Origin of the sequence: Pseudonocardia kongjuensis, assembly GCF_039526905.1 — a bacterium.
In the GTDB taxonomy this organism is placed as follows: Bacteria; Actinomycetota; Actinomycetes; order Mycobacteriales; family Pseudonocardiaceae; genus Pseudonocardia; species Pseudonocardia kongjuensis.
The window spans coordinates 1-22,276 of the sequence record NZ_BAAAJK010000042.1; the positions used below are offsets into that span (position 1 = coordinate 1).

General features: G+C 73.8%; 19 protein-coding genes. 12 read left to right on the top strand and 7 right to left on the bottom strand.

The window, feature by feature from the left end; genetic code table 11:
* Nucleotides 1-260 precede the first annotated feature (260 nt).
* On the bottom strand, nt 261-686 hold the full coding sequence (locus ABD160_RS26740) for an ankyrin repeat domain-containing protein (RefSeq protein ID WP_344027340.1): 426 nt from the start codon (nt 684-686) through the stop codon (nt 261-263).
* A gap of 77 nt (nt 687-763) precedes the next feature.
* Between ABD160_RS26740 and ligA the strand changes: the two genes are divergently transcribed.
* The gene (gene ligA, locus ABD160_RS26745; RefSeq protein WP_425563668.1) at nt 764-3,214 is read left to right on the top strand and encodes an NAD-dependent DNA ligase LigA; all 2,451 of its coding nucleotides are present in this window, start codon (nt 764-766) and stop codon (nt 3,212-3,214) included.
* A gap of 210 nt (nt 3,215-3,424) precedes the next feature.
* Nucleotides 3,425-4,144 (top strand): 3-keto-5-aminohexanoate cleavage protein, encoded by a 720-nt coding sequence (locus ABD160_RS26750; RefSeq protein WP_085910994.1) that lies wholly within the window; start codon nt 3,425-3,427, stop codon nt 4,142-4,144.
* 85 nt (nt 4,145-4,229) lie between these two features.
* Here the strand turns inward: ABD160_RS26750 and ABD160_RS26755 are convergent, their stop codons facing one another.
* The gene (locus tag ABD160_RS26755) at nt 4,230-4,886 is read right to left on the bottom strand and encodes an ACT domain-containing protein (RefSeq protein ID WP_344027343.1); all 657 of its coding nucleotides are present in this window, start codon (nt 4,884-4,886) and stop codon (nt 4,230-4,232) included.
* A 385-nt stretch (nt 4,887-5,271) separates the two neighbouring features.
* Between ABD160_RS26755 and gatC the strand changes: the two genes are divergently transcribed.
* Genes gatC through gatB form a run of 3 tightly spaced genes read left to right on the top strand, consistent with a single transcriptional unit; the run spans nt 5,272 to nt 8,611 of the window.
* On the top strand, nt 5,272-5,595 hold the full coding sequence (gatC, locus tag ABD160_RS26760) for an Asp-tRNA(Asn)/Glu-tRNA(Gln) amidotransferase subunit GatC (RefSeq protein WP_344027345.1): 324 nt from the start codon (nt 5,272-5,274) through the stop codon (nt 5,593-5,595).
* Nucleotides 5,592-7,109: an Asp-tRNA(Asn)/Glu-tRNA(Gln) amidotransferase subunit GatA gene (gene gatA, locus ABD160_RS26765; protein ID WP_344027347.1), complete on the top strand. Its 1,518-nt coding sequence runs from the start codon at nt 5,592-5,594 to the stop codon at nt 7,107-7,109. The genes gatC and gatA overlap by 4 nt, the downstream gene beginning before the upstream one ends.
* Complete coding sequence (gene gatB, locus ABD160_RS26770; RefSeq protein WP_344027349.1) at nt 7,106-8,611, top strand: Asp-tRNA(Asn)/Glu-tRNA(Gln) amidotransferase subunit GatB; 1,506 nt, start codon at nt 7,106-7,108, stop codon at nt 8,609-8,611. Before gatA ends, gatB begins: the two co-directional genes overlap by 4 nt.
* 69 nt (nt 8,612-8,680) lie before the next feature.
* Here gatB and ABD160_RS26775 read toward each other — a convergent pair whose 3' ends face one another.
* A complete protein-coding gene (locus ABD160_RS26775) occupies nt 8,681-9,793 on the bottom strand; it encodes a PQQ-dependent sugar dehydrogenase (protein ID WP_344027351.1) in 1,113 nt (370 codons plus the stop codon).
* Nucleotides 9,794-9,848: 55 nt separating this feature from the next.
* Here ABD160_RS26775 and ABD160_RS26780 point away from each other — a divergent pair, with 55 nt between their 5' ends.
* The 3 genes from ABD160_RS26780 to ABD160_RS26790 all read left to right on the top strand — a co-directional run bounded on the left by ABD160_RS26780 (nt 9,849) and on the right by ABD160_RS26790 (nt 12,363).
* Nucleotides 9,849-10,766 carry a 2-hydroxyacid dehydrogenase gene (locus tag ABD160_RS26780; protein WP_344027353.1) on the top strand — a complete coding sequence of 306 codons (918 nt, stop codon included), beginning with the start codon at nt 9,849-9,851 and terminating at the stop codon, nt 10,764-10,766.
* 62 nt (nt 10,767-10,828) lie between these two features.
* Complete coding sequence (locus tag ABD160_RS26785) at nt 10,829-11,434, top strand: DoxX family protein (RefSeq protein WP_344027355.1); 606 nt, start codon at nt 10,829-10,831, stop codon at nt 11,432-11,434.
* Entirely contained in the window at nt 11,431-12,363 is a 933-nt protein-coding gene (locus ABD160_RS26790) for a phosphotransferase (RefSeq protein WP_344027356.1), read from the top strand. The genes ABD160_RS26785 and ABD160_RS26790 overlap by 4 nt, the downstream gene beginning before the upstream one ends.
* A gap of 9 nt (nt 12,364-12,372) precedes the next feature.
* On the opposite strand, the gene ABD160_RS26795 is transcribed toward ABD160_RS26790, so the two are convergent.
* From ABD160_RS26795 to ABD160_RS26810, 4 genes are all read right to left on the bottom strand, one after another.
* Nucleotides 12,373-13,356, bottom strand: a complete 984-nt coding sequence (locus ABD160_RS26795) for an aldo/keto reductase (RefSeq protein ID WP_344027357.1) — start codon at nt 13,354-13,356, stop codon at nt 12,373-12,375.
* An 8-nt stretch (nt 13,357-13,364) separates the two neighbouring features.
* Entirely contained in the window at nt 13,365-15,206 is a 1,842-nt protein-coding gene (gene ilvD, locus ABD160_RS26800; RefSeq protein ID WP_344027358.1) for a dihydroxy-acid dehydratase, read from the bottom strand.
* 199 nt (nt 15,207-15,405) lie between these two features.
* Entirely contained in the window at nt 15,406-15,936 is a 531-nt protein-coding gene (locus ABD160_RS26805) for a hypothetical protein (protein ID WP_344027360.1), read from the bottom strand.
* 55 nt (nt 15,937-15,991) lie between these two features.
* Nucleotides 15,992-16,510 (bottom strand): PH domain-containing protein, encoded by a 519-nt coding sequence (locus tag ABD160_RS26810; protein ID WP_344027362.1) that lies wholly within the window; start codon nt 16,508-16,510, stop codon nt 15,992-15,994.
* 264 nt (nt 16,511-16,774) lie between these two features.
* On the opposite strand from ABD160_RS26810, the gene ABD160_RS26815 reads away from it, so the two are divergent.
* The 4 genes from ABD160_RS26815 to serA all read left to right on the top strand — a co-directional run bounded on the left by ABD160_RS26815 (nt 16,775) and on the right by serA (nt 22,192).
* A complete protein-coding gene (locus ABD160_RS26815; protein WP_344027364.1) occupies nt 16,775-18,736 on the top strand; it encodes an acetolactate synthase large subunit in 1,962 nt (653 codons plus the stop codon).
* Nucleotides 18,733-19,242 carry an acetolactate synthase small subunit gene (gene ilvN, locus ABD160_RS26820; RefSeq protein ID WP_344027366.1) on the top strand — a complete coding sequence of 170 codons (510 nt, stop codon included), beginning with the start codon at nt 18,733-18,735 and terminating at the stop codon, nt 19,240-19,242. The genes ABD160_RS26815 and ilvN overlap by 4 nt, the downstream gene beginning before the upstream one ends.
* A 42-nt stretch (nt 19,243-19,284) precedes the next feature.
* On the top strand, nt 19,285-20,289 hold the full coding sequence (gene ilvC / locus ABD160_RS26825; RefSeq protein ID WP_344027368.1) for a ketol-acid reductoisomerase: 1,005 nt from the start codon (nt 19,285-19,287) through the stop codon (nt 20,287-20,289).
* A gap of 292 nt (nt 20,290-20,581) precedes the next feature.
* Nucleotides 20,582-22,192, top strand: a complete 1,611-nt coding sequence (gene serA, locus ABD160_RS26830) for a phosphoglycerate dehydrogenase (RefSeq protein ID WP_344027370.1) — start codon at nt 20,582-20,584, stop codon at nt 22,190-22,192.
* Nucleotides 22,193-22,276: the final 84 nt, after the last annotated feature.

Sequence of the window (22,276 nt, forward strand, 5' to 3'; positions counted from 1 at the left end):
TGATCTCCGGCGCGATGTGCGGGGCGAGCGCGCTGTAGTCGTACGGCAGATCCGGGAGCGTGTAGTCGGCCATGGATCCAGCGTGATGTCTCGACTCGACTTGAGGTCCAGGGCAACGTGACGGACGCCATCCGCCCCTGCGCGGGATCGCACCGAACGGGAACGGCCCGGCCGCACCGAGGTGCGACCGGGCCATCCGTCCCGAACTGACGCGCCGCTCCCACCACGAAGCGACATGACTTAACTTAGGTGAGCCTGACCTAACTGTCAACGGTGCGTTCGAGGATCTCCCGCATGTCGGGAAGATCGAAGTGCTCGACCGTCGCCCAGGCGCTCGGGCTGCCGTGGTGCGGGTCCGCCCCGGCGGCCAGCAGCGCCGTCACCGACTGCGCCGAGCGGGCGAACAGTGCCGCCGCGATCGCCGTCTGGCCCCGGTCGTTGGTCCGGTCCGGGTCCGCGCCGCGGGCCAGCAGGTCCGCGACGATCGGCGGATGCCCGTGGTACGCGGCCAGGATCAGCAGCGTGTCGCCCTTCGGGTCGGTGATCTCCACCGGCACCCCGGCGTCGAGGTAGCCGGCCAGCTCCGCTGCCGCGCCCGCCCTGGCCAGGTCGAACAGCCGGTGCGCGAGCTCCACCGCGGCCGGGTCCGGGCCGCCGTCGGTGCCGTTCCTTCCGCCGTCCGTCATGGGGTCACCGTAGGTTCGCCCGGTCGGTCGCGCTCGCCCGCCGGTGACTGTCGGGGGTCGCCGCTAACCTGCCCGACGTGAGTTCTGAGAGCGACGGGCAGGCCCGCGACCGGCACGCGAAGCTGGCGGCCGAGGTGGCCGACCATCAGTTCCGCTACTACGTGCTGGACTCGCCCGTCGTGTCCGACGGCCAGTTCGACGAGCTCTGGCACGAGCTGCTCGCCCTGGAGGAGGCGCATCCGGAGCTGGCCACGCCGGACTCGCCGACCCAGCGGGTCGGCGGCACCTTCTCCACCGAGTTCGTCGCGCACGACCATCTCGAGCGGATGCTCTCGCTGGACAACGCGTTCTCGCCGGAGGACCTGCGGACCTGGCAGGAGCGGGTCACCCGGGAGGTCGGCGAGAACCTGCACTACCTCTGCGAGCTCAAGATCGACGGGCTCGCGGTGAACCTGCTCTACGAGCGCGGCACGCTGACCCGCGCGCTCACCCGCGGGGACGGGCGTACCGGCGAGGACATCACCCTCAACATGCGCACCCTGGCCGAGGTCCCGGTCACGCTGACCGGCACCGACGAGTTCCCGGTGCCGGAGCTGGTCGAGGTGCGCGGCGAGGTGTACTTCCGGCTGGAGGACTTCGACCGGCTCAACGCCTCGCTGGTCGAGGCGGGCAAGGAGCCGTTCGCGAACCCGCGCAACACCGCCGCCGGGTCGCTGCGGCAGAAGGACCCGCGGGTCACCGCGTCGCGCAACCTGCGGCTGATCTGCCACGGTCTCGGCCGCCGCGAGGGATTCACCCCGCGCACCCAGTCCGAGGCGTACGACGCACTGGTCGCCTGGGGGCTGCCGATCTCCCCGCGCACGAAGGTGCTCCGCGGGATCGAGGCGGTGATCGAGTTCGTCGAGTACTGGGGCGAGCACCGGCACGACGTCGAGCACGAGATCGACGGCGTCGTCGTCAAGGTCGACGAGGTCGCGCTGCAGCGCAGGCTCGGCGCCACCTCCCGCTTCCCGCGCTGGGCGATCGCCTACAAGTACCCGCCGGAGCAGGCGACCACCCGGCTGCTCGACATCCGGGTCAACGTCGGGCGCACCGGCCGGGTCACCCCGTTCGCCGTGATGGAACCGGTCAAGGTCGCCGGCTCCACGGTCGAGATGGCGACCCTGCACAACGCCGACGAGGTCCGCCGCAAGGGCGTGCTGATCGGCGACCGGGTGGTGATCCGCAAGGCGGGCGACGTGATCCCCGAGGTGCTCGGCCCGGTCACCGACCTCCGGGACGGCACCGAGCGCGAGTTCGTGATGCCGACCCACTGCCCGGAGTGCGGCACCGCGCTCGTGCAGCAGAAGGCCGGCGACGTCGACCGGCGCTGCCCGAACGCCCGCTCCTGCCCGGCGCAGCTGCGGGAGCGGCTGTTCCACGTCGCCGGGCGCGGCGCGTTCGACATCGAGGGACTCGGCTACGAGGCGGCGGTGGCGCTGCTGACCTCCGGCGTGCTGACCGACGAGGGCGACGTCTTCTCGCTCACCGAGGACGACCTGCTGCGCACCGAGCTGTTCCGCAACCAGAAGGGCGAGCTCACGGTCAACGGCCGCAAGCTGCTCACGAACCTGGAGGCGGCCAAGGACCGGCCGCTGTGGCGGGTGCTGGTCGGGCTGTCGATCCGGCACGTCGGACCGACCGCGGCCCAGGCGCTGGCCCGCGAGTTCGGCTCGATGGAGGCCCTCGAACGGGCCGCGGCACAGGCGAAGGAGGGCACCGAGGCCGCCGGGGTCGCGATCGTCTCCGACGGGACGGCGGGGGAGGAGGACACCGCCGCCGAGCCCGGGGCCGCCGAGTCGGGAGCTGCCGAGCCCGGTGCTGCTGAGCCCGGTGCTGCTGAGTCCGGGGGCACCGAGTCCGGGGCTGCCGAGTCCGGGGCCACCGAGTCCGGGGCCACCGAGTCCGAGTCCGAGCCCGAGGCTGCGGATGCCGCGGTCGCCGACGCCGACGCCGACGCCGCGGTCGCCGACGCCGACGCCGCGGTCGCCGACGCCGAGGCCGCCGCTGCCGAGGCCGAGAAGCAGGAGCGCGCCGCCACGCGCGCCCGGGCGAAGGCGGTCGCCGAGGCACTCGCCCCGATCGCCGGGGTGGACGGCGTCGGTCCCACCATCGCCGCCGCGGTGCGCGACTGGTTCTCCGTCGACTGGCACCGCGAGGTGGTGCAGAAGTGGCGGGCGGCCGGGGTCCGGATGGAGGACGAGATCGACGACTCGGTCCCGCGCTTCCTGGAGGGCCTGTCGATCGTGATCACCGGGTCGATGGAGCGCTGGTCCCGGGACGAGGCGAAGGAGTCGATCATGGCCCGTGGTGGCCGCGCCGCCGGGTCGGTGTCGAAGAAGACCGCGTTCGTGGTGGCCGGGGAGGCACCCGGCTCCAAGTACGAGAAGGCCGTCGAGCTCGGCGTCCCGGTCCTCGACGAGGCCGGGTTCGAGGTGCTGCTCGATCGCGGCCCGGACGCGGCACGGGAGCACGCCTCGGCGGAGTGAGCCCGGCGGACCGGGCAGCACGGGCCGCCCCGACGCGCCCGAGGGTGGCCGCTCGATCACCGCGCGTGTCCGCCCGGCGCGGGGGTCCTGCCGGACGGCGACGTCACCCGGTGCGTGGCGCGTCCGGGCGCCGTCGTCCGCGGACGACCACCTAGTCTCGGTCCGACGGTCCGATACGGACCGGTCGACGGATCGAAGCGGAGGAACACGGTGTTGCAGGCGGCGCTCAACGGGTCACGACCGGCGGATGCCCATCCGGCCCTCCCGGTGCTGCCGCGCCACCTGGCCCGCGACGCCCGCGCGGTCGCCCGGCTCGGCGTCACCTCGGTGCACGTCCACCCGCGCGACGACGACGGGCTGGAGACGATCGAGCCCGCCGTGGTCGGCGACGTCGTGGCGCTGATCCGCCAGGAGGCGCCCGGCATCGAGGTCGGCGTGCCGACCGGCCGCTGGATCCAGCCGGACCCGGCCGACCGGGTGGAGACCGTGCTGACCTGGGGCCGGCTCGGCTCCGGCAAGCCCGACGTGTGCGGCGTCAACGTGCACGAGCTGGGCTGGACCGACGTGTGCCGGGCCGCCTGGTCGGTCGGCATCGCCGTCGAGCTGGGCGTCTGGACCAGCGGCGACGCGGTGACCCTGCGCCAGAACGGCCTCCCGCCGGGCACCCGCCGGGTGATCGCGGAGTCCACCGTCGTCGATCCGGAGACCGCCGTCGCCGAGGGCATCCGGATCCTGCGCGCGCTCGGCCAGCCGCCCGTCCCCGTGCTGCTGCACGGCGAGGAGGAGGGCGCCTGGCCGGTGCTGGAGTACGCGACCCGGGTCAACATCGACACCCGGATCGGCTTCGAGGACGTCCTGGTCCGGCCGGACGGCTGGCTGGCCACCGGCAACGACGACCTGGTCCGCACCGCGCTGTCGATCCGGGTCTGAGCGCCGCCGGCACACACCCCGTGGCCCTGCCGCACACCCGTCGCAGCAGGTGTGCGGCGAGGCCACGGGGTGTGTGGCCCGGGCGTCAGACCTTGAGGACGGTGGCGACTATCCCGGCCAGGTGCGCCAGCCGGGCCAGCTCGGAGGGCCGGAACACCGGGCCGCCCGGCCGCCCCACCACCAGCGTCTTCGGCGGCACGCCCGATCCGAACGGCGCAGCCGCCAGCTCGGTGTCCATCGCCCGCCAGGGCTCCGGCACCCAGTGCCGCTCGTCGAGCGCGATCGCCCGGTCCAGCGGCAGCCACGGCAGGTCGCCGGTGCGGGTCTCGGGTGCGGCGGAGCTCTCCGCGATCCGGTAGGACCGGCCGTCCTCACTGACCGCGACCAGCGCCCAGCCGGCCCGGAACAGCCGGGGGACCTCCGCGGCGAGCAGGTCGAGCCCGTGCCCCGGGTCACCGGCGATCTCGTCCAGCAGCTCCAGCTCGCGGTGCGTGTCCAGCTGCCCGGTGTGCGGGCGCACCGACTCGACCACGACACCCGGCACCGACTCCGCCGCGGTGATCAGCACGTCCGGCGGGCGGTGCGCGGACAGCTCGACGGCGATGTCGTCGACCGCCTGCCCGTCGCTGCGCTCGACGACGTCCACGCTGAGGATGTCCGCTCCGGCCCCGCCGAGGGCGGAGGCGACGGCCCCGAGGTTTCCGGGCTTGTCCGGGAGGATGACCCGGAGCAGGAACGACACGAACGGATCCTCTCCCTCTGCTCGGACGCCCTGGTGGCATGCCGGTGCACCCGCACCGCGGCGGCGAGGCCGTGACCGTCCGCGACTGGGGGGCGCGGAGGGTTCCGGGCGGGAACAGTGATCCTGCCACCCGGGCCCCCGCCCGGTCATCATCTCCCCGCCCCGCACCACCCGCGGGGCCGGTCACCGGGGGGCGGTCGGCCGCCGGACCGGCGGGAATAGACTTGGCCGCACACCGGCGCACGCGTCCGTCGCGGACGTGTCGGGTGGTGTTCCGGGCGGGCCGCCCCACCGCGGTCGCAACACCGTCGTCGCTGCGCCGGACGGGACCCGCGCATCCGGATCCGCCCCGGGCCCGCGAGCCAGAACCATCCCGAGGAGGGGCATGACCACCGATTCCCCCGCAGCAGGCGGGGCCATCACCCGGGACGAGGTCGCGCACCTCGCCCGGCTGGCCCGCCTGGCCGTCACCGAGCAGGAGCTGGACGTCTTCGCCGGCCAGCTCGACGTGATCATCGGCTCGGTGGCGCGGGTCGGGGAGGTCGCCGCCGACGACATCCCGCCGACCTCGCACGCCGTGCCGCTGGAGAACGTCTTCCGGCCCGACGAGGTCCGCCCCGGCCTCACCCAGGAGCAGGCGCTCGCCGGGGCACCGGCCGCCGAGGACGGACGCTTCCGGGTGCCGCGGATCCTGGGGGAGGAGGCATGAGCAGCGAGCTGATCCGGCTGACCGCGGCCGAGCTGGCCGGGAAGATCCACTCCCGGGAGGTGTCCGCGGTCGAGGCCGCGCAGGCGCACCTGGACCGGATCGCCGCCGTCGACGGCGGTGACACCGGGGTGCACGCCTTCCTGCACGTCGGGGCCGAGTCCGCACTGGCCGCCGCGCAGCGCACCGACGCCGCGCTCGCCGCCGGGGAGCCCGCTTCCCCGCTGGCCGGGGTGCCGCTGGCGCTCAAGGACGTCTTCACGACCTCCGACATGCCCACCACCTGCGGCTCGAAGATCCTCGAGGGCTGGCAGCCGCCGTACGACGCGACCGTCACCGAACGGCTGCGCGCCGCCGGGATCACCGTCCTCGGCAAGACGAACATGGACGAGTTCGCGATGGGCTCCTCCACCGAGCACTCGGCGTACGGGGTCACCCGCAACCCGTGGGACACCACCCGGGTGCCGGGCGGCTCCGGCGGCGGCTCCGCGGCGGCACTCGCCGCGTACGAGGCGCCGCTGGCGATCGGCACCGACACCGGCGGCTCGATCCGCCAGCCGGCCGCCTTCACCGGCACCGTCGGCGTCAAGCCCACCTACGGCCAGGTGTCCCGCTACGGGCTGGTGGCCTGCGCGTCGTCGCTGGACCAGGGCGGGCCGTGCGCCCGCACCGTGCTCGACGCGGCGCTGCTGCACGAGGTCATCGGCGGGCACGACCCGCGCGACTCCACCTCGATCGACCGGCCGGTCCCGGCCGTCGTCGAGGCCGCGAAGCTGGGCGCCACCGGTGACCTGTCCGGGCTGCGCGTCGGCGTCGTCCGCGAGCTGGGCGGCGAGGGCTACCAGCCGGGCGTCCGCGCCGCCTACGACGCGTCGCTGCGCCGGCTGGAGAAGCTCGGCGCCGAGCTGGTCGAGGTGTCCTGCCCGCACTTCGAGTACGGCATGGCCGCCTACTACCTGATCCTGCCCAGCGAGGTGTCGTCGAACCTGGCCCGGTTCGACGCCATGCGCTACGGCCTGCGCGCCGCGGAAGGGCGCTCCGCGGAGGAGGTCATGGCCAACACCCGCGAGCAGGGCTTCGGACCCGAGGTGAAGCGCCGGATCATGCTCGGCACCTACGCGCTGTCGAGCGGCTACTACGACGCCTACTACGGGCAGGCGCAGAAGGTCCGCACGCTGATCAGCCGGGACTTCGACGCCGCGTTCGCCCAGGCCGACGTGCTGGTCTCGCCGACCACACCGACCGTGCCGTTCCCGATCGGGGACAAGGTCGACGACCCGCTGGCCATGTACCTCAACGACCTGGCCACCATCCCGACCAACCTGGCCGGGGTGGCCGGGATGTCGGTGCCGTCGGGCCTCTCCGACGGCCTGCCCACCGGGCTGCAGATCATGGCGCCCGCGCTCGGTGAGGCCGTGATGTACCGCGTCGGGGCGGCGTTCGAGGCCGCCCGCGACGCCGACGAGGGTGGCCCGCTGATCGCTCGGGTCCCGGAGGTTGCAGGGGTGACCGCATGACCGCGTCCATCGAGCTCGTGGACTTCGACGACGTCGTGGCCCGCTTCGATCCGGTGCTCGGCATCGAGGTGCACGTCGAGCTGTCCACCGCCACCAAGATGTTCTGCGGCTGCCCGACCGGGTTCGGCGCCGAGCCGAACACCCAGGTCTGCCCGGTCTGCCTCGGCCTGCCCGGCGCGCTGCCGGTGGTCAACCGGGCCGCCGTGGAGTCGGCGATCCGGATCGGCCTGGCGCTGAACTGCTCGATCGCGCCGTGGGGCCGGTTCGCCCGGAAGAACTACTTCTACCCGGACATGCCGAAGAACTTCCAGACCTCCCAGTACGACGAGCCGATCGCCGTCGACGGGTTCCTGGATCTCACCCTGGACGACGGCGAGGTCGTCCGGATCGGGATCGAGCGGGCGCACATGGAGGAGGACACCGGCAAGTCGCTGCACGTGGGCGGCGCGGACGGCCGGATCCACGGCGCCGACCACTCGCTGCTCGACTACAACCGGGCCGGCGTCCCGCTGATCGAGATCGTCACGAAGATGATCCCGGACACCGGCGCCCGCGCCCCCGAGGTGGCCCGCGCCTACGTCACCGCGCTGCGCGACCTGATCTCCTCGCTCGGCGTCTCCGACGTCCGGATGGACCAGGGCTCGATGCGCGCCGACGTGAACCTGTCGCTGTCCCCGGCGGGCAGCGGCACGCTCGGCACCCGCACCGAGACCAAGAACGTCAACTCGCTGCGGTCGGTCGAGCGGGCCGTCCGGCACGAGATGGGCCGGCAGGCCGCCGTGCTCGACGCGGGCGGCGAGATCGTCCAGGAGACCCGGCACTTCGACGAGGCGACCGGGCACACTCGGGCCGGGCGGCGCAAGGAGACCTCGGAGGACTACCGGTACTTCCCGGAGCCCGATCTGGTCCCGATCGCGCCGAGCGCGGAGTGGATCGAGGAGCTGCGCGGCACCCTGCCCGAGCTGCCCTGGGAGCGGCGCCGCCGGATCCAGGACGAGTGGGGCATCTCCGACGAGGAGATCCGCGACCTGGTCAACGCCGGTGCGCTCGACCTGGTCGAGGCGACCGTCGCCGCGGGTGCGCCGTCCCAGGAGGCCCGCTCGTGGTGGGTGTCCTACCTCGCGCAGCAGGCGAACACCCGCTCCGTCGAGCTCGGCGAGCTGGCCATCACCCCCGGGCAGGTGGCCCGGGTGGTCGAGCTGGTCGGGGCCGGCGAGCTGACCAACAAGCTCGCCCGCCAGGTCGTCGACGGCGTGCTCGACGGCGAGGGCGACCCGGACGCGGTCGTCGCCGCCCGCGGGCTGAAGGTCGTGTCCGACGAGGGCGAGCTGATCGCCGCCGTCGACGCGGCGCTGGCCGCGCAGCCCGACGTCGCGGAGAAGATCCGCGGCGGCAAGGTCCAGGCGGCCGGGGCGATCGTCGGCGCCGTCATGAAGGCGACGAAGGGCCAGGCCGACGCCAAGCGCGTGCGGGAGCTGGTCGTCGAGCGCGTCGGCGCCTAGCCCGCACCCCGTCGCCCCGGTCCGCACCCGCCGCAGCAGGTGCGGACCGGGGCGGCCGGGTGCGAACCCTCAGATCGCGGACTCGCCGCCCCCGGTGGGCGGCTGGATGCGCACCACCCGGTCATCGGTGCGGCCCGGCGCCGTGCCGTCGCGGTTGACGGTGCCGAGCCAGAGCAGCCCGTCGGGGGCGCGGGTGACCTCGCCGACCGCCCCGTAGATCTCCTCCAGGACCGGTTTCGGGTCGCCGGTGAAGGCACCGTCGCGGCCCGGGGTGAGCAGGTAGAGCGCCTCGGCGCCGGACTGGGCGACGACCAGCGTGCCCGGCAGCACCGTGCAGCCCGCGACGCCGGGCCGTTCCGGCCAGGTCCAGGCGGGCGCCCCGAGCGTCCCCTCGCCGACCCGGTACAGGACGTCGCGGGTCGGGGCCCGGTCGGTCACCCAGGTGGTGTCCGCCGCCGGATCGATGCAGACCCCGCCCGGATCGGTGAGGCCGCGGGCCAGCACCGGCGACGCGGGATCCGGGTTCCCCGGCGCCGGACGGCCGAGCGTGTCGATCCGCAGCACCGCCCCGGCGAGCGGGCCCTCGCCCGCCCCGGTCGCCACGACCAGGTGCGCGTCGTCGACGGCGAGCCCGCCGCCCGCCGAGTTCGGCAGCCCGGTCAGCACCGGCTTCGGTGGCTCGCCGGGCGCGATCCGCAGCACCTGGCCGCCGTCCGGGGTGCCGGCGAGCACGTAGACCAGCCGGTCCTCGGCGTAGCCGGGGGAGAGCACCAGGCCGTTGATCCCGGTGGCCGGATCGACCGGCACGGTCGCGATCTCCACCGGGTCCGCACCGCGGCGCACCTGCAGCACCCGCCCGGTCCGGCGCTCGGCGACCAGCGCCTGGTCGCCGGGGGGCAGCACGGCGATCGCGCCGACCGGGCCCAGGCAGGCCGCGACCACCTGCGGATCCGGGTCCTCGCACGGCCCGGCCGGCGGCGGCGCCTGCTGCTGTTGCTGCGGGCCGGGGGCCGGCTCGGTCGGCGGCGGCGGCTCGGTCGGCGCGATCTGCGGCGGACCGCCCAGCTCGCCCTCGCCCTCCGCCTGCGGCCGCCAGTCCCGGGCACCCTCGTCCGGGAACGTCGCGCAACCGGTCACGAGCACGAGCAGCGCCGCGACGGTCAGCAGCAGGCGGACGTTCACGGGGGTCCACGGTAGGCGGGGCGAGGTGAGCGCCGGGTGAGTACGGTCCGGAGCCATGAGCCCCGTGACCGTTCTGGTGCCGCACGCCGAGGGAGCCGAGATCCTGTCCGAGGTGGACGGGTTGAGCCCGGTCGTCTACGACCCGGAGAAGCCGCTGCCCGACGCGGCGGGCACCGCCCTCGCCCTGGTCCCGCCGTTCCTCGCGACGTCCGACGCGATCGCGCTGACCGAGGCGATGCCGCAGCTGGAGCTGGTCCAGCTGCTCACCGCGGGCGCCGAGGCGTGGATCGGGAAGCTGCCCGACGGCGTCGCGCTGTCCGACGGCCGCGGCGCGCACGGCGGCGCCACGGCGGAGTGGGTGGTGTCGGTGCTGCTGGCCGTCTACCGGCACCTGGACCGGTTCGTGCGCGCCCAGGACCGCGGCGTGTGGGACTACCACCAGACCGAGGAGCTGGCCGGGAAGAAGATCCTGATCGTCGGTGCGGGCGACGTCGGGGTGAAGACCAGGGCCCGCCTGGAGCCGTTCGAGGTCGAGACCACCCTGGTCGGCCGCACCGCCCGGGACGGCGTGCACGGCTGGGACGAGCTGCCGCAGCTGCTGCCCGCGCACGACGCGACGGTGCTGATCGTCCCGCTCACCGACGAGACCCGCGGCATGGTCGACGCCGAGTTCCTGGCCGCGATGCCGGACGGCGCGCTGCTGGTCAACGGCGCCCGCGGCCCGGTGTGCGACACCGACGCGCTGCTCGCCGAGCTGAACTCCGGCCGGCTGCGGGCCGCCGTCGACGTGACCGATCCGGAGCCGCTGCCCGAGGGACATCCGCTGTTCTCCGCGCCGGGTCTGCTGCTCACCCCGCACGTCGGGGGCAGCGTCCCGCTGGCGATGCGCCGCGCGTACGGCGTCGCGGCCGAGCAGCTGGCCGCGTTCGCGGCGGGTGACGAGCCGCCGAACCTGGTCACCGGGGCCTATTAGTCAGGGGACGCGCCGGGGGAAACCCGCAGGTGGGCGGCCCACCCGCCGGTAGGGTCCGCGGTATGAGCGGGCCCACGCAGCAGTACGACTGGGGCAGTGTCTCCGGTGACGAACCGCCGGAGCGGACACGGCCGGAACGGTTACCGGTACCGGCGCACGTCTCGTCGGACATCGGGCTGTTGATCCTGCGCGTCGTGGTCGGCGGGATCTTCGTCGCGCACGGCGTGCAGAAGGTGTTCGGCCTGCTCGGCGGGCTCGGCCCGGCCGGCACCGCCGAGGCGCTCGACGGGCTCGGGTTCACCGCGTTCGCGCTGCCGCTGGCCTGGGTGCTCGGCGTCGGTCAGCTCGTCCTCGGCGCGTTGCTGGTCCTGGGCCTGCTCACCCCGTTCGCGGCGGCCGGGCTGCTCGCCACCAAGATCGTCGCGATCGTGCTGTCGCTCGGGCCGGACGGCCCGGTGGTGCCGCTGTTCGCCGCGGACGGCCCGAACTCCCTGGAGCTGCACCTGCTGCTCGGCGGCGGTGTCGCCGCACTGCTGTTCACCGGTGCCGGCCGGATCGCGCTCGACGCGGGCCGCACCTACCAGCGCCGCCCGCTGCCCTGGTCGGTGCTCGCGCTCGTCATCGGGGTGGGGGTCGCCCTGCTGGCCCTGTTCGTGCTGCGTCGATGACGGCACCACCCGACGACGTCTGGCTGGGCCCGCTCGCGACGCGGCTGCGGCACGAGGTGCGGGTCGTCGGCCGGGAACCGCTGGCCGGTGGCTACGCCTCGGCGGCGGTCGAGCGGATCGACCTGGACGACGGCTCGTCGGTGGTGCTGAAGGCGGCCGGTGCCGAGGAGGTCGCGGCGCTGCGCGCGGTCGCCGTCGTCAACGGCCCGGTGCGGGTGCCCCGGATGCTGGTGACCGGCGACGGCTGGATCGTGCTCGCGCACGAGCCGGGCGGTCCGCTGCCCCCCGGCACCCCGGTCCCCGACGACGCCTGGCGCACCCTGGCGCTGGTGCACGCGCACTGGCGGCGGAACCGGCCGCGCGGCGTCCCGGTCGTCGACCCGACCTGGTGGGGCCGGCTGTGCGCACTCGCCTCGGTGGGCCTGCAGGCCGCCGCCGCCCGCACCCCGCAGGGGCGGGACGCCTACCTCGACGCGGACGCCGTCGTCCGCACCTGGGCGACCGACGACCGGATCACCACCGCGCTCGCCGCGCTGCCCCGCACGCTCTGCCACGGCGACGCGCACCGCGGGAACGTGCACACCGGACCGTCCGGGAGCGTCCTGCTGGACTGGGGGAACGCCCGCGTCGCACCCGGGTCGCTGGACGCCGTGGTGCTCGCCGCCCCGCCGCCGGACGGGCCCGCGGACGCCCCGGCCGAGCCGGTCCCGCAGCTGTACCGCGACACCCTGCACGAGGCACTCGGCGAGGCCGACCCGCCCGCGATGATCGCGGTCGAGTCGGCCTGGGCGCGGGTCGCGGCGCACCTGCAGTACCTGCCGTTCGCCGCCGACCACCAGGGGCCGGAGCGGGTCAGCTCGATGGTCCGGGTCGCGTCCGCGGCGCTCGCCGAACTCGACGACGCACTGGGTGGGCGACGGCTCCGGTGAACGACCGGATCAGCGACCCACGTTGCGCTGCAGGTGCGCCGGGTAGCGCTCACCGGCCACCGCGTCGGCCGGCGCCGCGCGCTCGATCTCGGCGAGCTCGTCGGCGGTGAGCTCCAGCTCCGCGGCGGCGACGTTCTCCTCCAGGTAGCGGCGCCGCTTCGTGCCCGGGATGGGGACGACGTGCTCGCCGCGGGCCTGCACCCAGGCCAGCGCGAGCTGCCCGGCGGTCACCCCGCGGCGCTCGGCGACGGCCCGCAGGGCGTCCACGATCGCCAGGTTGGCGGCCAGGTTCTCGTCGGAGAAGCGCGGCATGCCGCGCCGCATGTCACCCTCACCGAGCTGCCCGGGCGAGGTGATCGCGCCGGTCAGGAAGCCGCGCCCGAGCGGGGAGAACGGCACGACACCCACGCCCAGCTCCGCGCACGCCGGTGCGACGGCGTCCTCGATCCCGCGGGTCCACAGCGACCACTCGGACTGCACCGCGGCCGGCGGGTGCACGGCGTGCGCACGGCGGACCGTCTCCGCGCTGCACTCGGACAGCCCGTAGTGCCGGATCTTGCCCGCCTCGATCAGCTCGACGAGCGCGCCGACGGTGTCCTCCACCGGGACGTCCGGGTCGATCCGGTGCTGGTAGTACAGGTCGACGTGATCGACCCCGAGCCGGCGCAGCGACTCGTCGATGCAGCGGTGCACGTAGGCCGGGTCGCCCTGCGCGGCCTGGTTGCCGGCGGCGTCGCGGACGATCCCGAACTTCGTCGCCAGCACCACCTCGTCCCGCCGACCGGCGATCGCCCGGCCGACGAGCTCCTCGTTGGCGCCGCCGCCGTACACGTTCGCGGTGTCCAGCAGGGTGACTCCGAGCTCGAGCGCGCGGTGGATCGTCGCGATCGACTCGGTGTCGTCGCCCGCGCCGTAGCCCTGGCTCATGCCCATGCAGCCCAGGCCCTGCGCGGAGACCGTCAGCGACCCGAGCGTGCGGGTCCCGATGCCCATGCCGGCGCTCAGGGGATCCGGCGGACGGCGCCGGTGTCGGCGCTGGTCGCCATGTGCGCGTACGCCCGGAGCGCCTTGGACACGGTCCGCTGCCGGTCCACCGGCTGCCACGGCCGCTCGGACGCCTCCATCTTGGCCCGCCGGTCGGCGAGCACCTCCGGCTCGATCAGCAGCTCCAGCGAGCGGGCGCGCACGTCGAGCCGGACACGGTCGCCGTTCTCCACCAGCCCGATCGTCCCGCCCGCCGCGGCCTCGGGGGAGATGTGCCCGACCGAGATGCCCGACGAGCCACCGGAGAACCGGCCGTCGGTGATCAGCGCGCACGCCTTGCCGAGCCCCGCGCCCTTGAGGAACGCGGTCGGGTGCAGCATCTCCTGCATGCCCGGCCCGCCGGACGGGCCCTCGTAGCGGATCACCAGCACGTCACCGGGCTTGATGTCCTTGCGCAGGATCGCCGACACGGCGTCCTCCTGGCTCTCCAGGACGACGGCCGGGCCCTCGAACTCCCAGATGTCCTCCGGGATCCCGGCGGTCTTGATCACCGCGCCGTCGAGGGCCAGGTTGCCGCGCAGCACGGCCAGCCCGCCGTCGGCGGAGTAGGCGTGCTCGATGTCCCTGATGCAGCCGCCCGCGGCGTCGGTGTCGAGGGACGACCAGCGGTTCTCCGTCGAGAACGCCTGCGTGGTCCGGACCCCGCCGGGGGCCGCGTGGTACAGCTCGACCGCCCGCTCCGACGGGTTCGACGACCGGACGTCCCACTCGGTGAGCCACTGCTCCAGCGACGGCGAGTGCACGCTGTGCACGCCGGTGTTGAGCAGCCCGGCGCGCCACAGCTCGCCCAGCAGGGCCGGGATGCCGCCGGCCCGGTGGACGTCCTCCATGTGGTAGTCCGAGTTCGGCGCGACCTTGCTCAGGCAGGGCACCCGGCGGGAGACCGCGTCGATCGCGGCGAGATCGAAGTCGATCTCGCCTTCCTGCGCGGCGGCCAGGATGTGCAGCACGGTGTTCGTCGAGCCGCCCATCGCGACGTCGAGCGCCATCGCGTTCTCGAACGCCTCCCGGGTCGCGATGTTGCGCGGCAGCGCGGACGCGTCGTCGTCGCGGTACCAGCGGGTGGCCAGGTCCATCACGGTGCGCCCGGCGTCGAGGAACAGCTCGCGGCGGGCGGCGTGCGTCGCCAGCGTCGATCCGTTGCCCGGCAGCGACAGCCCGAGCGCCTCGGTCAGGCAGTTCATCGAGTTCGCGGTGAACATCCCCGAGCACGACCCGCAGGTCGGGCAGGCCGACCGCTCGACCTCGGCCAGCCCGGCGTCGTCCACCTCGGACGACGCCGACGCGGCGATCGCGGTGATCAGGTCGGTCGGTGCCTGCGCGACCCCGCCGACGACGACCGCCTTGCCGGCCTCCATCGGGCCGCCGGACACGAACACGGTCGGGATGTTCAGCCGCATCGCGGCGTTCAGCATCCCCGGGGTGATCTTGTCGCAGTTCGAGATGCAGACCAGCGCGTCGGCGGCGTGCCCGTTCACCATGTACTCGACGGCGTCGGCGATGATCTCGCGCGAGGGCAGCGAGTAGAGCATCCCGCCGTGGCCCATCGCGATGCCGTCGTCGACGGCGATCGTGTTGAACTCCTTGGCGACCCCGCCCGCCTCCACGATCGCGCTCGCGACCAGGTCACCCATGTCCTTGAGGTGCACGTGGCCGGGCACGAACTGGGTGTAGGAGTTGGCGATCGCGACGATCGGCTTGCCGAAGTCGTCGTCGCCCATGCCGGTGGCGCGCCAGAGCGAGCGCGCTCCGGCGGCGTTGCGGCCGTGGGTGGTGACGCGGGAGCGCAGGGCGGGCATGTCGTGGGTCTCCAGACGTGTTCTGGACGGCGCGGGCGGCCGGGCGGGCGCGCACGTCGCAGTGGTGTCGCGGTGGTGGGGCGCACCGGCCCGGGGCGGCGCGCGCGGGCGGGGCGGATCGACGCCCGGGGGTCCGTACGTGCCGTTCGTCCCCACGGTACGCCCACGGGCGGGCGCGCGGGCGGGCCGGGGAGCGTCCTCAGCGCTCGCGGAGAATCGTGAGGATCGCCTCGAGCTGGCCGTCGATGCCGTCGAGGCGGTGGCCGACTCCGTCGAAGCGTTGGTCCACGGCGTCGAAGCGCCGGTCCACGGAGCTGCTGAGCTCCTGCACCCCGACCTCCAGCGAACCCACCCGCTGGTCCAGCGAACCGACCCCTTGGTCCACGGAGCCGAGCCGCTGGTCCATGGAGCCGACCCGCTGGTCCACCGAGTCGAGCCGCTGGTCCATGGAGCCGACCCGCTGGTCCACGGAGCCGAGCCGCTGGTCCATGGAGTCGACCCGCTGGTCCACGGAGCCGAGCCGCTGGTCCATGGACTCGACCCGCTGGTCCACGGAGCCGAGCCGCTGGTCCATGGAGCCGACCCGCTGGTCCACGGAGCCGAGCCGCTGGTCCACCGAGCCGACCTTGCCCTCGATCCGGGTACTGATCTCGTAGAGGGCGTCGATGTCGGCGCCCTGCCGCCGCACCCGGCGGTCGAGCTCGGAGCGGTCCATCCCGGGCGACGACATGGCGGCGAGGGTAGGGCACCGCCCGCGCCCGCGGGGCCGAACGGCGGATCCGGTCTCAGTCCTCGCCGACCGGGTCGGCGAACCGTCCGCCGGAGGCGACCGACAGCGCGGGCAGGTCCCGCACGTGCACCGCGGGCAGCACGAGCTCGTCGTCGCCGGAGAGCACCGCGCTCACCGACGCCCGCTTCCCCAGGCGCAGCCCGCGCACCTCGTCCCAGGCGACCGTGCGCGACCCGGTGAGGGTCCGCACCGCCACCGTCGACGGGTCCACCGTGGTGCGGATCCGCAGCACCCACACCGTCACCGCGACCGGCACCAGCAGGAACAGCCAGAAGTACGGCACGCTGAAGTACAGCGGCAGGCCACCGACAGCGGCGAACAGCGCCACCACGATGGTCAGCCGGGACGGTTTCAGCACCAGCCGGCGGGTGCCCTCCCGGACCTTGCGGCCCTCGTCGCGAACCCGGGGTGTGTAGGCGACGCCGACGTCCACATGCTGGACGGGCCCGGCGGTGGGGGTCGGCTCCCCGGCCGGGGCGGTCTCGGCGGCCTCGCGGTCGTCGGTGCTGCTCACGACTCCAGTGTGACACCGCCGGACGGACGCCCGCGGCCCCGCTCGGGTGGGGCCGTTTGACGCCGCGCGTGGGACACGTGCTAGCGTCGGACCATGTTCGACGTTCGAATTATCGTACTTCCCGGGCGCGTCGCCGCCTGAGTTCGACTCCTTCGAACGGCACGACGACGCGCTCACCCTCGCAGGAGCCCGGACCTCCGGGCGGCGGGGGTTTTTTCATGTCCGGCATCTGATCGACAACGATCTCCAGCGAGGCAGACCCAGATGACCACCGCCCACTCCAGGTCCGGCGCGCCCGGCCCGAAACCCGGCCCGCCGCCGGGCCGGCCCACCGTGCCGCGCACCGATCCGGCCCCCCGCAGCCACGGCGCGGTGACCCCGGACACCACGGTGCCCGGCCCGCGGATCGTCGACGAGCCGATGAGCGGGGCCCAGTCCCTGGTGCGCTCGCTCGAGGAGATCGGCTGCGAGGTGGTCTTCGGGCTGCCGGGCGGCACCATCCTCCCGGCCTACGATCCGCTGCTCGACTCGACGAAGGTGCGGCACATCCTGGTCCGGCACGAGCAGGGCGCCGGGCATGCCGCCACCGGCTACGCCCAGGCCACCGGCAAGGTCGGGGTCTGCATGGCGACCTCGGGCCCGGGCGCGACGAACCTGGTCACGCCGATCGCGGACGCGCACATGGACTCGGTGCCGCTGGTCGCGATCACCGGTCAGCAGACCCGGCCGCTGATCGGCACCGACGCCTTCCAGGAGGCCGACATCACCGGCATCACCCTGCCGGTGACCAAGCACAACATGCTGGTGACCGACGCCGCGGAGATCCCGCGCGCGATCGCCGAGGCCTTCCACCTGGCGTCCACCGGCCGGCCCGGGCCGGTCCTGGTGGACATCCCGAAGGACGTGCTGCAGGAGCAGACCACGTTCTCGTGGCCCCCGGAGCTGCAGCTGCCCGGCTACCGGCCGACGACCCGGCCGCACGGCAAGCAGATCCGCGAGGCCGCCCGGCTGATCCGGGAGTCCCGCAAGCCGGTGCTCTACGTCGGCGGCGGCGTGCTCAAGGCGGAGGCGTCGGCGGAGCTGAAGGAGCTGGCGGAGCTGACCGGTGCGCCGGTCGTCACCACCCTGATGGCCCGCGGCGTCTTCCCGGACAGCCACCCGCAGCACCTGGGCATGCCGGGCATGCACGGCACCGTCGCCGCGGTCGCCTCGATGCAGCGGTCCGACCTGCTGGTCGCGCTCGGGGCCCGGTTCGACGACCGGGTCACCGGCAAGCTGGAGAGCTTCGCCCCGGACGCGAAGGTCGTGCACGCCGACATCGACCCGGCCGAGATCTCCAAGAACCGGCGGGCCGACGTGCCGATCGTCGGGGACTGCAAGGAGGTCCTGACCGAGCTGATCGAGGCGGTCCGGGCCGACCGCGCCCAGCACGGCGAGCCGGACCTGACCGCCTGGTGGCGGCAGGTCGGCGGGCTGCGCGACCGGTACCCGCTCGGCTGGACCGAGCCGGCCGACGGTGCGCTCTCGCCGGAGTTCGTGATCGAGCGGATCGGCGCCATCGCCGGCCCGGACGCGATCTACACCGCCGGCGTCGGCCAGCACCAGATGTGGGCCGCCCAGTTCGTCCGCTACGAGAAGCCGCGCACCTGGCTCAACTCGGGCGGGCTCGGCACCATGGGCTACGCGGTACCGGCCGCGATGGGCGCCAAGGTCGGCGAGCCGGACACCGTCGTGTGGTGCATCGACGGCGACGGCTGCTTCCAGATGACCAACCAGGAGCTCGCCACCTGCGCCATCGAGGGCATCCCGATCAAGGTCGCCGTGATCAACAACGGCAACCTGGGCATGGTCCGCCAGTGGCAGAACCTGTTCTACGGCGAGCGCTACTCCAACACCGATCTCAACACGCACAAGCTGCGCATCCCGGACTTCCCGATGCTGGCCGAGGCGATGGGCTGCGTGGGGCTGCGGGTCGAGTCGAAGGAGGACGTCGACCGGGTCATCCACCAGGCGATGGAGATCGACGACCGGCCGGTCGTCGTCGAGTTCGTGGTCGGCGCCGACGCGCAGGTCTGGCCGATGGTCGCCGCGGGCACCAGCAACGACGAGATCAAGGTCGCCCGCGACATCCGGCCCGAGTTCGACAACGACGAGCTCGCGGCATCGGTCGACGAGGTCGCCGACGTGACCGAGAAGGCGCTGTCCGAAGCGGGGAACGACCAGTGAGCGAGCTGCACACCCTCTCCGTTCTCGTCGAGGACAAGCCCGGTGTCCTGGCCCGGGTCTCCGGCCTGTTCTCCCGCCGCGGCTTCAACATCAACTCGCTGGCGGTCGGCCCGACCGAGCACCCGGACATCTCCCGGATGACGATCGTGGTCGAGGTCGACGAGCTCCCGATGGAGCAGGTCACCAAGCAGCTGAACAAGCTCGTGCACGTCATCAAGATCGTCGAGCTGGAGCCGGACGCCTCGGTGCAGCGCGAGCTGCTGCTGGTCAAGGTCCGGGCCGACGCGACCGTGCGCAGCCAGGTGCTCGAGACCGTCCAGCTGTTCCGGGCGAAGGTCGTCGACGTGTCCCCGGAGGCCGTCACGGTCGAGGCCACCGGCACCGCCGACAAGCTCGGCGCCCTGCTCCGGATGCTGGAGCCCTACGGAATCCGCGAGATGGTCAAGTCCGGGATGGTCGCGGTGGGCCGCGGCCCCCGCTCCATCACCGCGGCCTCCGTCCGCTAGACAGACGTCACACACCCCTCCGAGAGGAACCGTCCCAGAGTCATGAGTGTCAACATCTACTACGACGCCGACGCCGACCTGTCGATCATCCAGGGCCGGAAGGTCGCCGTGATCGGCTACGGCTCCCAGGGACACGCCCACTCGCTGTCCCTGCGTGACTCCGGGGTCGAGGTGAAGATCGGTCTGCCGGAGAGCTCGAAGTCCCGGCAGAAGGCCGCCGACGAGGGCCTCGAGGTCGGCACCCCGGCCGAGGTGTCCGCCTGGGCCGACCTGATCATGGTGCTGGCGCCGGACACCAAGCAGCGCACCATCTACACCCAGGACATCGAGCCCAACCTGAACGACGGCGACGCGCTGTTCTTCGGGCACGGCTTCAACATCCGCTACGAGCTGATCAAGCCCCCGGCGAACGTGGACGTCGCGATGGTCGCCCCGAAGGGCCCCGGCCACCTGGTCCGCCGCCAGTTCGTCGACGGCAAGGGCGTCCCCGCCCTGATCGCCGTCGAGCAGGACCCGACCGGCAACGCCAAGGCGCTCGCGCTCTCCTACGCGGCCGGGATCGGCGGCGCCCGCGCGGGCGTCATCGAGACCACCTTCAAGGAGGAGACCGAGACCGACCTGTTCGGCGAGCAGGCCGTGCTCTGCGGCGGTGCCGCCGCACTGGTGCAGACCGGGTTCGAGGTGCTCACCGAGGCCGGCTACGCCCCGGAGATCGCCTACTTCGAGTGCCTGCACGAGCTCAAGCTGATCGTCGACCTCATGTACGAGGGCGGCATCGCCAACGAGCGCTTCTCCATCTCCGACACCGCGGAGTACGGCGACCTCACCCGCGGCCCGCGGGTGATCACGCCCGAGGTGAAGAAGAACATGGAGGCGATCCTCAAGGAGGTCCAGGACGGGACCTTCGCGCGGGAGTGGGTGGCCGAGGACGAGAACGGCCGTCCGAACTTCACCAAGCTGCAGCAGCAGGGCCAGGAGCACCCGATCGAGCAGGTCGGCGAGAAGCTGCGCGGCCTGATGAGCTGGGTCGGCGAGAAGGCCAAGTGACGCCCGGCCCGGTGCACCGGGCCGGATGATCACCGCCGGGGGCGACCCGGCAGGATGAGGGCCCGCGGACCGCACGGTCCGCGCCCGCCTGGGGCCCGGGCGCACCCACTCGGGATCAGGCATGCGGAACCCCCGCCCGTCACCATCGGGCGGGGGTTCCGTGCATTCCGGGTCCCCGGTGTGGATCACCCCTACGACCCCGCTCACGTCGTTCCGCCGGGACGGCGGACCCGGCCTAGGATGGGCCGCGGCCAGGCACCGCACGACCCGACCCGGGGAGCACCGTCACACCGTGAGCACCGTCGCCACCCAGAACCGTCCCGTCGTCCTGCTCGCCGAGAAGCTCGCGCCCTCCGCGGTCGAGCTGCTGGGCGAGGACGTCGAGATCCGCCACGTCGACGGCACCGACCGGCCGGCGTTGCTGAAGGAGATCGCCGACGCCGACGCGCTGCTGGTCCGCTCCGCCACCCAGGTGGACGCCGAGGCGCTCGCCGCCTCGACGCGGCTGAAGGTCGTCGCCCGGGCCGGGGTCGGCCTCGACAACGTCGACGTCCCGGCGGCGACCGCGCGCGGCGTCCTCGTCGTGAACGCGCCGACCTCGAACATCGTCTCCGCCGCCGAGCACGCGGTCGCCCTGATGCTCGCCACCGCCCGGCACATCCCGGCCGCCGACGCCGCGCTGCGCAAGGGCCAGTGGAAGCGCTCGGCCTACGGCGGGGTGGAGCTCAACGGCAAGGTCGCCGGCATCGTCGGGCTCGGCAAGATCGGGCAGCTGGTCGCGCAGCGGCTGGCCGCGTTCGGCACCCGGCTGGTCGCCTACGACCCCTACATCGCGCCGTCCCGCGCCGCCCAGCTCGGCATCGAGCTGCTGGAGCTCGACGAGCTGCTGCGCACCGCCGATCTCATCTCGATCCACCTGCCGAAGACCCCGGAGACCCAGGGCCTGATCGGCAAGGACCAGCTCGCGATCACCAAGCCGGGCGTGATCGTCGTGAACGCCGCCCGCGGCGGCCTGGTCGACGAGGACGCGCTCGCCGAGGCGGTCCGCTCCGGGCACGTCGGCGGCGCCGGCGTCGACGTCTACGTCAGCGAGCCGACCACCTCCAGCCCGCTGTTCGAGCTGGAGAACGTCGTCGCCACCCCGCACCTGGGGGCCTCCACCGCCGAGGCGCAGGACCGGGCCGGCACCGACGTCGCCCGCTCCGTGCAGCTCGCCCTGGCCGGCGAGTTCGTGCCGGACGCGGTGAACGTGCAGGTCCACGGCACCGTCGGCGAGGAGGTCCGGCCGTGGCTGCCGCTGGTGCAGAAGCTGGGCACCACGCTGCACGCCGTCGCCGGGCGGACGCCGACCTCGGTCACCGTCGACGTGGCGGGCGAGCTGGCCGGCGAGGACGTCTCGGTGCTCGCGCTGGCCGCGCTGCGCGGCGTGTTCACCCACGTCGTGGAGGACCAGGTCACCTTCGTCAACGTGCCGCAGCTGGCCGAGGCCCGCGGCGTCTCGGTCGAGGTCACCACCACCCCGGAGAGCGCGAACCACCGCTCCGTCGTGCAGCTGCGCGGCGCCATGCCCGACGGCGAGTCGATCACCGTCTCCGGCACCCTCACCGGGCGGGCCGAGGTGCAGAAGCTGGTCGAGATCAACGGGCGGCACTTCGACCTGCGCGCCGAGGGCGAGGTCGTGCTGCTGGAGTACGCCGACCGGCCGGGCGTGATGGGCCGGGTCGGCTCGCTGCTCGGGGAGGCCGCGGTGAACATCGAGGCGGCGCAGATCTCGCAGACCACCGAGGGCACCGACGCGGTCATGCTGCTGCGGGTGGACCGGCACATCGACCCGGCGGTGCTGGAGCCGATCGGCGCCTCGGTCGGGGCCCGCACCATCCGGCTCATCTCCTTCGACGGCTGAGCCGGCCCGCGGCGGTGCCCGCCGTACGGCGGTGCACACGCCGCTGCGGTGTGGGATCGTGTCGGCCCGCGCACGGGATGGGGG